The 12,262-nt window shown below is 72.3% G+C and carries 16 protein-coding genes; 13 read left to right on the top strand and 3 right to left on the bottom strand.

Going from position 1 to position 12,262, the window contains the following annotated elements; translation table 11 throughout:
* Positions 1–18: 18 nt before the first annotated feature.
* A complete protein-coding gene (locus WJ35_RS05695) occupies positions 19–774 on the top strand; it encodes a TerC family protein (RefSeq protein ID WP_069238878.1) in 756 nt (251 codons plus the stop codon).
* Positions 775–857: 83 nt separating this feature from the next.
* Positions 858–1,193 carry a zf-TFIIB domain-containing protein gene (locus WJ35_RS05690; protein WP_069238877.1) on the top strand — a complete coding sequence of 112 codons (336 nt, stop codon included), beginning with the start codon at positions 858–860 and terminating at the stop codon, positions 1,191–1,193.
* Positions 1,194–1,297: 104 nt separating this feature from the next.
* Here WJ35_RS05690 and WJ35_RS05685 read toward each other — a convergent pair whose 3' ends face one another.
* From WJ35_RS05685 to WJ35_RS05675, 3 genes are all read right to left on the bottom strand, one after another.
* A complete protein-coding gene (locus WJ35_RS05685; protein ID WP_069238876.1) occupies positions 1,298–1,714 on the bottom strand; it encodes an Hsp20/alpha crystallin family protein in 417 nt (138 codons plus the stop codon).
* A gap of 16 nt (positions 1,715–1,730) precedes the next feature.
* Positions 1,731–2,171: an Hsp20/alpha crystallin family protein gene (locus WJ35_RS05680; RefSeq protein ID WP_069238875.1), complete on the bottom strand. Its 441-nt coding sequence runs from the start codon at positions 2,169–2,171 to the stop codon at positions 1,731–1,733.
* 227 nt (positions 2,172–2,398) lie between these two features.
* Positions 2,399–3,247 (bottom strand): LysR substrate-binding domain-containing protein, encoded by an 849-nt coding sequence (locus tag WJ35_RS05675; RefSeq protein ID WP_069238874.1) that lies wholly within the window; start codon positions 3,245–3,247, stop codon positions 2,399–2,401.
* A 226-nt stretch (positions 3,248–3,473) separates the two neighbouring features.
* On the opposite strand from WJ35_RS05675, the gene madL reads away from it, so the two are divergent.
* The 11 genes from madL to WJ35_RS05620 all read left to right on the top strand — a co-directional run bounded on the left by madL (position 3,474) and on the right by WJ35_RS05620 (position 12,248).
* Positions 3,474–3,869, top strand: a complete 396-nt coding sequence (gene madL, locus WJ35_RS05670) for a malonate transporter subunit MadL (protein ID WP_010092696.1) — start codon at positions 3,474–3,476, stop codon at positions 3,867–3,869.
* Positions 3,870–3,880: 11 nt separating this feature from the next.
* The gene (madM, locus tag WJ35_RS05665; RefSeq protein ID WP_060231067.1) at positions 3,881–4,648 is read left to right on the top strand and encodes a malonate transporter subunit MadM; all 768 of its coding nucleotides are present in this window, start codon (positions 3,881–3,883) and stop codon (positions 4,646–4,648) included.
* 113 nt (positions 4,649–4,761) lie between these two features.
* Entirely contained in the window at positions 4,762–6,408 is a 1,647-nt protein-coding gene (gene mdcA / locus WJ35_RS05660) for a malonate decarboxylase subunit alpha (RefSeq protein ID WP_060230946.1), read from the top strand.
* A gap of 11 nt (positions 6,409–6,419) precedes the next feature.
* Positions 6,420–6,737, top strand: coding sequence for a malonate decarboxylase acyl carrier protein (mdcC, locus tag WJ35_RS05655; protein WP_059537541.1), 318 nt, complete (start codon positions 6,420–6,422; stop codon positions 6,735–6,737).
* Positions 6,734–7,672: a biotin-independent malonate decarboxylase subunit beta gene (locus tag WJ35_RS05650; protein ID WP_069238873.1), complete on the top strand. Its 939-nt coding sequence runs from the start codon at positions 6,734–6,736 to the stop codon at positions 7,670–7,672. The genes mdcC and WJ35_RS05650 overlap by 4 nt, the downstream gene beginning before the upstream one ends.
* On the top strand, positions 7,659–8,366 hold the full coding sequence (mdcE, locus tag WJ35_RS05645) for a biotin-independent malonate decarboxylase subunit gamma (RefSeq protein WP_059647246.1): 708 nt from the start codon (positions 7,659–7,661) through the stop codon (positions 8,364–8,366). Before WJ35_RS05650 ends, mdcE begins: the two co-directional genes overlap by 14 nt.
* Positions 8,341–9,024, top strand: coding sequence for a malonate decarboxylase holo-[acyl-carrier-protein] synthase (gene mdcG / locus WJ35_RS05640; protein ID WP_415876952.1), 684 nt, complete (start codon positions 8,341–8,343; stop codon positions 9,022–9,024). The genes mdcE and mdcG overlap by 26 nt, the downstream gene beginning before the upstream one ends.
* A complete protein-coding gene (mdcB, locus tag WJ35_RS05635; protein ID WP_069238872.1) occupies positions 9,021–9,884 on the top strand; it encodes a triphosphoribosyl-dephospho-CoA synthase MdcB in 864 nt (287 codons plus the stop codon). Before mdcG ends, mdcB begins: the two co-directional genes overlap by 4 nt.
* On the top strand, positions 9,881–10,813 hold the full coding sequence (mdcH, locus tag WJ35_RS05630; RefSeq protein WP_060230954.1) for a malonate decarboxylase subunit epsilon: 933 nt from the start codon (positions 9,881–9,883) through the stop codon (positions 10,811–10,813). Before mdcB ends, mdcH begins: the two co-directional genes overlap by 4 nt.
* A gap of 93 nt (positions 10,814–10,906) precedes the next feature.
* A complete protein-coding gene (locus tag WJ35_RS05625; protein WP_060230958.1) occupies positions 10,907–11,428 on the top strand; it encodes a hypothetical protein in 522 nt (173 codons plus the stop codon).
* A 151-nt stretch (positions 11,429–11,579) separates the two neighbouring features.
* Positions 11,580–12,248, top strand: a complete 669-nt coding sequence (locus WJ35_RS05620) for a phosphoribosyltransferase (protein ID WP_060231072.1) — start codon at positions 11,580–11,582, stop codon at positions 12,246–12,248.
* The last annotated feature ends 14 nt before the right edge of the window (positions 12,249–12,262 follow it).

Below are 12,262 nucleotides of genomic sequence, written 5' to 3'. Positions count from 1 at the left end.
CTTCGTTTCCCGAACCTCATGGACTATCTGCTGACGCTTGCCGCCGATCCCGCCGTATGGGCCGCGCTCCTGACGCTCGTCGTGATGGAAGTCGTGCTCGGCATCGACAACCTGATCTTCATCTCGATCCTCAGCAACAAGCTGCCCGAAGCGCAGCGCGCCCGCACGCAGCGGCTCGGCATCGGCCTTGCGCTCGTGATGCGGCTCGCGCTGCTCGGCACCGTCGCGTGGATCGCGCGCCTGACCGAGCCGGTGTTCTCGCTGTTCGACCATGCGTTCTCGTGGCGCGACATGATCCTGCTGGCGGGCGGCCTGTTCCTCGTCTGGAAGGCGACCACCGAGATCCATCATCACGTGTCGCGCGACGGCGGCGACGCCGGCGCGTCGAACGGCACGCCCGGCCTGACGATGTGGGCGGCGGTCGGCCAGATCCTGATGCTCGACATCGTGTTCTCGATCGACAGCATCGTGACCGCGATCGGCATGACCGAGCACATCCCGATCATGTTCGTCGCCGTGATCGCCGCCGTGACCGTGATGCTGTTCGCCGCGCAGCCGCTCGCGCGCTTCATCGACCGCAACCCGACGATCGTGATGCTCGCGCTGTCGTTCCTCGTCGTGATCGGCATGACGCTGATCGCCGAAGGCTTCGGCTCGCACGTGCCGAAGGGCTACATCTACGCGGCAATGGCGTTCTCGGCGTTCGTCGAGGGCATGAACATGCTGGCGCGGCGCGCGAAGGCGAAGCGTGCGGCGCGGGCCGAGCGTCACTGAGCGTAGCTGCGCGTCACCGAACGAGCCGGCGGGCGGGCGACGCCCGCCGCCGATGCGCAATCCAGTCCCGAAGGAGCAGCCTGATGAAATGCCCTGTCTGCAAGACGCCGGACCTGCTGATGGCCGAGCGCCAGTCGATCGAGATCGACTATTGCCCGACGTGCCGCGGCGTGTGGCTCGATCGCGGCGAACTCGACAAGCTGATCGCGCGCGAAACCGGCGAGGTACGGCCCGATGTACGGAACGATGTACGGAACGACGCACGGGCTAACGCACCGGCTGACGGGCGGCCCGATCGCCACGCGCCGCGCGGCCGAGACGGGGGCTGGCCGCGCGACGCGCGCGCCGACGACGACCGCCATCGGCACGGCGGCCAGCGGCGCAAGCGGTCGGTGTTCGACATCTTCGATTTCGATTGAACGCGGCTGCGCGGGCGTGGGCCGCCGCATGTGAAAAATCCCCGTCCGGGACCATGCCCGGCGGGGATTTCATCGCATGTCGTCGTCGGCCGGTTTTCGCGCGCTTACGCGCCGTCGACCGTCACGTCGATACGGCGCGGACGCGCTTCTTCGCGGCGCGGGATCGTCAGCGTCAGCACGCCGTCGCGCAGGTTCGCGACGATGTTCGACGTATCGAGATCCGGGCTCAGCGTGAACGCGCGCGCGAAACGCGGCGCACGCAGTTCGGCGTGCCGGACCCGCAGCTCGGTGGGCAGGTCGATGTGCACCTGCGCATCGATCGACAGCGTGTTGTCATGCACCTTCACGTCGAGGTTTTCGCGCGGCACGCCGGGCAGGTCCGCGCGCAGCGTGACGCCGCGGCGGTCCTCGACGATGTCGACGGCCGGCGCGATCGCGGGCCGGCGCGCGCCTTCGGCAGCGGCGGCGGCCGGCTGTGCGGCGTCGGTTGGACGTTCGGTCAGGGTCTGGCTCGTGTTCATGTCGGTCTCCTGAAGTTCACTGAACGGTGATGGCACGCGGCTTCGATTCCTCGCGCCGGCCGATGCGGACCAGCAGGCAGCCGTTCTCGTAGCGCGCGCTCACGTTGTCCGGATCGGCGTTGCGCGGCAGCTCGACGACGCGGCGGAACGCGCCGTGGAAGCGCTCCTGCGCATACGTGCGCACGTCGTCGCCGTCGTTGCGCGGCGCCGGCTTGCGTTCGCCGCCGATCGTCAGCAGATCCTTGTCGATCGACACGTCGAAGTCCGCCGCGGCCATGCCCGGGGCGAACGCGACGATCTCGATCGCATCGTCGGTCGCGCCGATGTTGAGCGCGGGGAACGCGGTGGGCCGCACCGCTCGGATGCCGGTCGGCAGTTCGCCGAACAGGCTCGCCATCTGCCGCTGCAGGCGCGTGAATTCGTCGAACAGATCGTTGCCGAAATACATACCGCTCATGATGGTCCTCCTGAACGTGAAGCGCGGAATACGCGCCGACGCAGCCCCGTCGACGCGCACGGTGCGCGTGGTGGGCATTGCCTGATGACGCTTAGTTAGTGGCCGGCGAGCGGCATTTCAAGAGGGTGGATTGCAGCGGTGGCGGCGGCGTGTCGCGACGCGTCGCCGTGGCTCACGTTCGACGCCGCCCTCGACCGCCGCCACCGTCGCGACCGCGACGCATCCCGCTACAACCCCGCCGCCGCCGCGATCAGCGTCGCCTCCAGCGCGAGCGTCGAGCGCGACGCGGCGGCGGGGCGGTCGATCACGTATTCGAGCTCGCCGAGCGCGGGCAGCCCCGCGTCGAGCCGCGCGAGGCCGGCCGGGATCACGTAGCCCGCGAACGCACTGACGCCGAGCCCCGCGCTGGCGGCCGCGCGCAGCACCGCGACGCTGCTGCTCACCACTGCGATCCGGTACGGCCGGCCGATCGCGTCGAGCGTTTCGAGCACGCGGCGCCGCGACACGCTCGGCTCCGGATGCAGCGCGAGCGGCAGCACCGTCTCGTGGCCGGTGATCCGCGATTCGGGGCCGGTGCACCAGTACAGCGGCTCGCTGCGGATCACGCGGCCGCGCCGGCTGCCGGCGATCCGCTTCGCGAATACGAGGTCGTGCCGGCCTTCGTCGAGCGCGTCGAACAGGTCGCCGGACAGCCCGGTCGCGATCGCCAGCTCGACGTCCGGGTTGCGCTGCACGAAGCTCGCGAGCGCGGCGGTCAGGTGCGCCGACGCGAAATCCTCCGACATCGCGAGCCGCACCTTGCCCGACAGCGGCGGCCCGCACACCGACGTGACGGCCTCGTCCATCAGCTCGAGGATGCGCACCGCGTAGCGCAACAGCGCGTCGCCGTGCTGCGACAGGCGCACGTTGCGGGTGTCGCGCTCGAACAGCGGCCGGTCGAGCAGCTCCTCGAGGCGGCGGATGTGCTGGCTGACGGTGGACTGCGACAGGCTCACGCGCTCGGACGCGGCGGTGAAGCTGCCGGACTGGGCGACGGCGACGAAGCTGCGCAGCAGCTCGGGCGGTAACGGACGCATTGCTAAACCCACTGAATCGGTTTCGACAACTTCATAAATGGCCGGATTTTGCGGCGCTAGTATCGGCTCACGCCCCACGCCGGCGGCTGCTTCGGGCAGTCTACGGCATCCGGGCGCGGACCCGAAGCCGCATCATCCCATCGACCGCCCGAGAATGCGCTCGCACGACGAGCCGCCGGGGCCGCGGCGCACCGCCGCGGGAGACACCTGGAAGGAGACGAGACTCATGATCATCTACGGAACCGCGCTGCTTGCGTTCTGCCATCTGGCCGGGCTGTTCCTCGGCGACCTGCTGGGCGCCGCGATCGGCGTGAAGACCAACGTCGGCGGCGTCGGCATCGCGATGCTGCTGCTGATCGGCCTGCGCCTTTACCTGCACCGCCGCGGCTGGCTGCCGAAGGAGACCGAGGCGGGCGTCGGCTTCTGGGGCGCGATGTACATCCCGGTCGTCGTCGCGATGGCCGCGAACCAGAACGTCGTCGCCGCGCTGAAGGGCGGGCCGGTCGCGCTGCTGGCCGCCGTCGGCGCGGTCGTGATCTGCGCGGGCTGCATCGCGGTGCTCGCGCGCACCGGCCGCGACGACACGGCGTTCGCCGTCGTCCCGCAATTCGACCAGCAATGACGGAGGCCGCGATGCTGCAGATGCTCGAAAAAACCGTCGCCCATAACGGCCTCGTCGCGTCGTTCGCGCTCGTCGGCCTGGTCATGTGGATCGCGTCGATCGCGTCGCACAAGCTCACGTTCGGCCGCGTGCACGGCTCGGCGATCGCGATCCTGATCGGCCTCGCGCTCGCGTATGCCGGCGGTGCGTTCACCGGCGGCGCGAAGGGCATCGCCGACGTGCCGCTGTTCGCCGGCGTCGGCCTGATGGGCGGCGCGATGCTGCGCGATTTCGCGATCGTCGCGACCGCGTTCGAAGTGCAGCCGGCCGAGGCGCGGAAGGCCGGAATGGTCGGCGTGCTGTCGCTGTTGCTCGGCACCGTGCTGCCGTTCATCGTCGGCGCGTGCGTCGCCCGCGCGTTCGGCTACACGGATGCGGTCAGCATGACGACGATCGGCGCGGGCGCCGTCACCTACATCGTCGGGCCGGTCACCGGCGCCGCGATCGGCGCGAGCTCCGACGTGATCGCGCTCAGCATCGCGACCGGGCTCGTGAAGGCGATCATCGTGATGGTCGGCACGCCGCTCGCGGCCGGTTTCATGGGGCTGAAGACGCCGCGCTCCGCGATGATCTTCGGCGGCCTCGCCGGCACCGTGAGCGGCGTGAGCGCGGGCCTCGCCGCGACCGACCGCCGGCTCGTGCCGTACGGCGCGCTGGTCGCGACGTTCCACACCGGCATCGGCTGCCTGCTCGGGCCGTCGGTGCTGTTCTTCGCGACGCGCGCGCTGGTCGGTGCGTGACCATCCATCGCGGCGGCCTCTGGGTCGCATTGGACATCATCATCAATCGACGGCGGCGGCCGGCTTAGAATGCCGCTGAACCGAATCACGAGCAGGCTTGGCAGGAGAACTCTATGACGGGATGGAATCACGCGCGACTCGCGCGCGATGCACGCGTCGCGGCCGGCGCGCACCTCGCGCGGGGCAAGCGGGTCGACGCGCGCGACGCCGTGGCATTGCTGGAAGCGGTCCTGCGGCCGGGCGACCGGGTCTGCCTCGAAGGCGACAACCAGAAGCAGGCCGACCTGCTCGCGACGGCGCTCGCCGACGTCGACAGCGCGAAGGTGCACGACCTGCACATGGTGCAGTCGGGCGTCGTGCTGCCCGAGCATCTCGACGTGTTCGAGCGGGGCATCGCGAAGCGCCTCGATTTCGCCTATTCGGGTCCGCAGTCGCAGCGGATCGCGAAGCTGCTGTTCGGCGGCAAGATCGCGCTCGGCGCGGTGCACACCTATCTCGAACTGTTCGCGCGCTACTTCATCGACCTCACGCCGCAGGTCGCGCTGATCGCCGCGGTCAGCGCCGACGCCGACGGCAACCTGTACACGGGCCCGAACACCGAGGACACGCCGACCGTCGTCGAGGCCACGGCATTCAAGGACGGCATCGTGATCGCGCAGGTCGACCGCATCGTCGACAAGGTGCCGCGCGTGGACATCCCGGGCGACCGCGTGCATTTCGTCGTCGAGGCCGGGCGGCCGTTCTACGTCGAGCCGCTGTTCACGCGCGACCCGGCCGCGATCACCGAGACCCAGATCTTGACCGCGATGCTCGCATTGAAGGGGATCTACCAGCCGTACGGCATCAAGCGCCTGAACCACGGGATCGGCTTCAACACCGCGGCGATCGAGCTGCTGCTGCCGACCTACGGCGAGAAGCTCGGGCTGAAGGGCAAGGTCGGCACGCACTGGGCGCTCAATCCGCACCCGACGCTGATTCCCGCGATCGAATCGGGCTGGGTCGAGCAGATCCACTGTTTCGGCTCAGAAGTCGGGATGGACGACTACATCCGCGCGCGCTCCGACGTGTGGTTCACGGGCCCCGACGGCTCGCTGCGCTCGAATCGCGCGTTTTGCCAGACGGCCGGCCTCTACGCGTGCGACATGTTCATCGGCTCGACGCTGCAGATCGACCTGTCCGGCCATTCGTCGACGGTCACGGCCGAGCGCATCGCCGGCTTCGGCGGCGCGCCGAACATGGGCAGCGACGCGCGCGGCCGGCGCCATCCGAGCGAGCCGTGGCTGAAGGCCGGCGAGGAGGCCGACCCCGACACGCCGGCGGCGCTGCGGCGCGGCCGCAAGCTCGTCGTGCAGATCGGCGAGACCTTCGGCGACAAGAACGTGCCGATGTTCGTCGAGAAGCTCGATGCGCTGAAGCTCGCCGACAAGCTGCAGCTCGACCTCGCGCCGATCATGGTGTACGGCGACGACGTCACGCACATCGTCACCGAGGAGGGGATCGCGAACCTGCTGATGTGCCGCGACAAGGACGAGCGCGAGCAGGCGATTCGCGGCGTCGCGGGCTATACGGAAGTCGGCCGCGGCCGCGACCGGAAGACGGTCGAGCGGCTGCGCGAGCGCGGCGTGATCCGGCGCCCGGAAGATCTCGGCATCGATCCGCTCGATGCGGACCGCCGCTGGCTCGCCGCGCGCTCGATCAAGGATCTCGTGCACTGGTCGGGCGGGCTGTACGCGCCGCCGGCGCGGTTCCGCAACTGGTAAGGAAGAGGGCAATGGAACAGTTGAACTATCGCTTCACCGCGCGTGCGCGCGCGAAGGGCGAACTGGCCACGGCGCTCGTCGGCGTGGTCGCGTCCGGCAATCTCGAAGTGCTGGTCGAACGGGTGCTGCCGGGCAACGCGTGCGAGATCGACATCCGCACCGCGGCGGTCGGCTTCGGCGCGGTCTGGCAGGCGGTGGTGTCCGATTTCGTCGAGCGGCGCGCGCCGGGCGGCCTGAAGCTGTCGATCAACGACGGCGGCGCGCGGCCCGACATGGTGTCGCTGCGGCTCGCGCAGGCCGTGCGGGCGATCGAAGGGGAGGCGGCATGAGCGACGTGATCCACGACGCACCCGCGTTCGTCGCGAACGCGTCGAGCTGGTACGAGGCGTCCGCGCGGCAGCGCCTCGACGGCCTGCTCGACGCGGGCAGCTTCACCGAATTCCTCGGGCCGGCCGAGCGCGTGACGAGCCCGCATCTGCCGCTGTTCGACCTGCCGCAGCAGTTCGACGACGGGATGGTCGTCGGGCGCGGCCTGCTCGACGGCAAGCCGGTGCTGGTCGCCGCGCAGGAGGGCCGCTTCATGGGCGGCGCGTTCGGCGAAGTGCACGGCGCGAAGCTCACGGGCCTGCTGCGCGCCGCGCGCGAGCTGGGCACGGCGGCGCCGGTGCTGATCCTGTTCGACACGGGCGGCGTGCGGCTGCAGGAAGCGAACGCGGGCGAGCTCGCGATCGCCGAGATCATGCGCGCGCTGGTCGACGCGCGCGCGGCCGGCGTGCCGGTGATCGGGCTGATCGGCGGGCGCGCGGGCTGCTACGGCGGCGGCGGGCTGCTCGCCGCGTGCTGCTCGGCGCTGGCGGTGTCGGAGCAGGGCCGCATCAGCGTGTCCGGGCCGGAAGTGATCGAGACCCATCGCGGTGTCGAGGAATTCGACGCGAAGGACCGCGCGCTGATCTGGCGCACGATGGGCGGCAAGCACCGGCGGCTGATCGGCGGCGCGGACCGCTACGTCGCCGATACGCCCGACGCGTTCCGCGCGGCCGCGCTCGAGCTGATCGGCCGCGCGCCGGCGTTCGACGCGGCGATGCTGCGCGCGGAGCAGGCGCGGCTCGAAGCGCGGGTCGCGCGATTCGGCGCGTGCGCCGATGCGCTCGACGTGTGGCGCACGCTCGGCGCGAGCGCGCCGGAGGACATTCCCGGCATGCCGGATGCCGCGTTCGCCGCGCTTGCCGACCAACTCCAGGAGCCCTCGCATGACGCTCGATGAAGTCCTCATGTCGCTGTTTCCGCACGGTCACGCGATCGTGCGCGACGGCGGCCTGCTGTCCGGCCACGCGGAGCTGGCCGGCACGCGCGTCGACGTGATCGGCGTGGCCGACCGGCTGCCGTTCGGCATCGACGAGGCGCTGCGGCTCGCGTCGCACGTGCTCGCCACGCTGGAGCGCGGCGGCGCGACGCCGATCCTCGTGCTGGTCGACAGCGACAGCCAGCGGATGAGCAAGCGCGACGAGCTGCTGGGCCTGAACGAAGGCCTGTCGCATCTCGCGAAGTGCCTGATGCACGCCGACCTCGCCGGGCACCGGACGATCGGCCTGCTATACGGCCACACGGCCGCCGGCGCGTTCATCGCGACCGCGCTCGCGACGCGCGTGCTGCTCGCGGTGCCGGGCGCCGACCCGGAAGTGATGGACCTGCCGTCGATGGCGCGCGTGACGAAGCTGCCGCTCGACGTGCTCAAGGAGAAGGCGCGCTCGACGCCGGTGTTCGCGCCGGGGCTCGACAACCTCGTGAAGATGGGCGCGGTCGACGCGGTGCTCGATCCGGCCCGCGGGCTCGATGCGCAAGTCGCCGAATGGCTCGACCGGCCGGCCGACCGCGTCGACCGGCGCGCCGCGCGCGGCCGTCCGGTCGCGGCGGACGTCGCGCAGCGCGTCCATGAGCTCGCTCGTGCCGCGCAGTGACGCGCCGCTGCGGCGCCACACCCTCGTCACGCTGACGGCGGCGGGGTGGGCGGCGCTGTTCGCGCGCGACGCGGCGCTCGCCGCCGACGCGCCCGTGTGCCGATGGGCGGAGCGCGGCTGGCCGCTCGTCGTGCGTCGCGCGCTGCCCGGTGAAATCGACGGCAGCGACGTGCCGCTCGGCATCCCGCTGCCGCCGTCGGCGGGCAAGCGGCGCATCGCGGTCAGCGTCGGCGTGGATGCGCTTGCATCGGTCGGCGCGCCGCCGGCAATTGCGGCGGTGCTCGGCGCCGCGCCCGCCGCGTGGCGGCAGCCGCTGCTCGACCTGGAGGCGCTCGGCGCGCGCTGCGGCGTGCCGGGGCGTGTATTCGGCAGCCTCGCGTGGCAGGCGCTGACGGGCGAGCCTTACCTGACCGGCGCATCGGATCTCGACGTGTTCTTCCCGCTGCCGGGCGCCGCGCACGCCGCGACGCTGCTCGACGGACTCGCTGCGATCGACGCGCGCGCGCCGATGCGCGTCGACGGCGAGCTGCTGCGCGACGACGGCGCGGGCGTCAACTGGCGCGAGCTGCATGCCGGCTTGCCGGACGTCGCGATCAAGACGGCCGGCGGCGTTACGCTCGGTCCGGCCGTCGCCTTCCTCGCCGGGAGCGTGCAATGAGCGCCGTGGCGCTGCCGGCGGCGCCATCCGATGCCGAGCGCATCGCGGCGCTCGCCGAGCGCAGCCTGCTGCTCGAGATCGAGACCTATCCGAAACCGGGGCTCGTCAGCCACGTCGATGCCGGCAGCCATGCGGACATGGACGCGTCGACCTTCGCGCGCAGCGCGGCCGTGCTGCGGCCGTATTTCGCGGAACTGGCCGACGCGGGCGCGCGCGACGCGGAGATGGCCGCGCTGCGCAAGATCGGCCTGCGCGCCGAGCACGCGATGCTCGCCGCGACGGGCGGCGTCAACACCCATCGCGGCGCGATCTTCGGGCTCGGGCTGCTGTGCGCGGCGGCGGGCCGTCGCGGCCGGCCGGGCGCCGCGCCGCAGGGCCTGACGCTCGGCGCGTCGGCCGCGCGCCGCTGGGGCGCCGACATCGTCGGCGGGCCGCGACTGCCCGGCAGCCACGGCGAACGCGCGAGCCGCCACTACGGCGTCGGCGGCGCGCGCGGCGAAGCGGCCGGCGGGTTCGACAGCGTGTATCGCGTCGGGCTGCCCGCGCTGCGCCGCGCGGCGCGCGACGTGCCGGACGATCCGGAGGCGGCGCGCGTCGACGCGTGCTTCGCGCTGATCGCCGCGCTCGACGATACGAACCTGCTGCACCGGGGTGGACTGGCGGGCCTCGCGTTCGCGCGGGCGACCGCGCGCGCGTTCGTCGCGCGCGGCGGCGTGCGTGCGCCCGACTGGCGCGGCCGCGCGGCCGTTGCCGCGCATCGCGCGTTCGTCGCGCGGCGGCTGAGCCCGGGCGGCGCGGCCGACCTGCTCGCGATGAGCGTGTTCGTCGACGCGCTGGAGCGTGACGAGGCGGCGCGATGACGCTCGCGATCCTGTGTTCCGGGCAAGGCGGCCAGCGCGCGGACATGTTCGACCTGACCGGCGCCGCGCCGCAGGCCGATGCGTTGTTCGCGCACGCGGGCCGGCTGCTCGGCGCCGACCCGCGCACGTGGGTGCGCGACGCCGCCCCGTTTGCGCTGCACGAAAACCGCGCGGCGCAGATCCTGTGCACGCTGCAGGCGCTCGCCGCGGCCGCGCTGCTCGAAGCCGCGTGGCCGCGCCGGCGCTGCGTCGCGGGCTACAGCGTCGGCGAAGTCGCGTCGTGGAGCGTCGCGGGCCTGATCGATCCGCACGATGCGCTCGATCTCGCCGATGCGCGCGCCCGCGCGATGGACGCCGCGAGCGGCGGCGACGAACGGATGGCGTTCGTGCGCGGCCTGCCGCGCGCCCATCTCGCGCGCTTGTGCGCGGACCACGGCGCGGCGATCGCGATCGCCAACCCGGGCGACGCGTTCGTGATCGCCGGCCGGCGCGACGACGTCGACGCGGCGGCCGCGGACGCGTCGCGCGACGGCGCGCTGCGCGTGGCGCCGGTAGGCGTGCGCATCGCGTCGCATACGCCGCGGCTCGCGGCGGCGGTGCCGGCGTTTCGCGCGTCGCTGGCCGCGGTGCGCGTGCGGCGGCCGCTGCCCGGTGCGCGACTGTTTGCGGGCATCGACGGCACGTCGGTGCTCGACGCCGCCGGCGGGCTCGACAAGCTCGCGCGCCAGATCGCCGAGCCGGTCGAATGGGCGGCCTGTCTCGCCGCTTGCGTGGAGGCCGGCGCGACGGCCTTTCTCGAGCTTGGCCCGGGCCGCGCGCTCGCCGAGATGGCGGCCGGCGCGTATCCGGCGCTGCCGGCGCGCAGCCTCGCCGATTTCCGTTCGATCGACGGCGCGACGCGCTGGCTCGCGCGCGTCGCGGCAGGCTGAGCGTGCCTGCGCGCGCCCGCTCACGGCGGGCCGTGTTGCGCCGGCGCAGCAGCGTTGCAGCGCGCGCTTGCCACGCGTATTGGCGTCGCTACAATGGCGCCCGCCATGAGACCCGCCGCTTTCCTCGTCGCCGCGCTGTGCTGCGCGGCGACCGCCCACGCCACCCCGATTCCGTCCGACGCCGCGTCGGTCGGCGCGTATTTTTCGTATGACGACGCCGCGGCCGACGCGACCGTCGACCTGATCCGGCACGCGCAGCGCCGCGTGCTGCTGGCCGGTTACGCGTACGTGCCGCCTGCGGTGGCCGGCGCGCTGCACGACGCGCGCGGGCGCGGGCTCGAGGTGCGGGTCGTGCTGGTGCGCACGGCGCGCGCCGGCAAGTACAGCGGCGCGGGCTTCCTGAAGGACGCGGGCATCGACGTCGCGATCGACATGCGGCGCGACGCGCCGGCGCCGCGGTTCGTGATCGCCGACGACAGCGTCGCGCTGGCGACGCTGTCCGACGGTGCGCCGGCGCAGGCCGAAACGGTGAACGTGTTCGAGCGCGCGCCTGAACTCGCGCAATCCTACGCGCAATCGTTCTGGCGCCTGTACCGGCGCGCGGGCGGGCTCTGACGCGCCGACGCCGCCGTCGCCGTCGTCGCGCGCAATCCCCATCGGCGCGCTTGAATTGGCGGATCGCATGCACCATGCTCATTGACGTAACGTCGGCGTGATCGCGGCGCATGCGCGATCGGGCGCCGGCGAACGGAAGGGGCGGATCGCGATGGATCGTTTTCTCGATCGCGCCGATGCGGGCCGCCAGCTCGCCGACGCATTGCACGAGTACGCGGGCGGCACCGACGTCGTGGTGCTCGCTCTGCCGCGCGGCGGCGTGCCGGTCGCGTTTCCGGTCGCCCGCGCGCTGGATGCGCCGCTCGACGTGCTGGTCGTGCGCAAGCTCGGCGTGCCGTACGACCCCGAGCTCGCGATGGGCGCGATCGCGACCGGCGGCGCGATCTATCTGCAGCGCTCGGTGATCGGGTCGATGGACGTGTCGGACGCGCAGCTCGCCGACGTGATCGCGCGCGAAACCGTCGAGCTGCAGCGCCGCGAGGCGCTGTACCGCGGCGCGTGGCCGCCGGTGCCGGTGGAAGGGCGCACGGTGATCGTCGTCGACGACGGCATCGCGACCGGCGCATCGATGCGCGTCGCGCTGCAGGCGCTGCGCGAGCGCCGCCCGGCCCGCGTGGTGGCCGCGGCGCCGGTCGCGCCGGCCGGCGTGCAGCGCAAATTCGACGATCTGGCCGACGCGTTCGTCGTGGTGTCGCGCCCGCTGTCGTTCTTCGGGATCAGCCAGTTCTACGCGCATTTCGAGCAGACGAGCGACGACGAGGTGCGCGTACTGCTCGACGCGGCGCGCCGCGCGCCGGACGACGGGGCGGCGCCGGCTTGATGTCGGCTTGGCGC

Origin of the sequence: Burkholderia ubonensis, assembly GCF_001718695.1 — a bacterium.
Classification (GTDB): domain Bacteria; phylum Pseudomonadota; class Gammaproteobacteria; order Burkholderiales; family Burkholderiaceae; genus Burkholderia; species Burkholderia ubonensis_B.
Note: the sequence above shows the minus strand (reverse complement) of the source record. Positions and strands in the feature narration are given on the sequence as shown.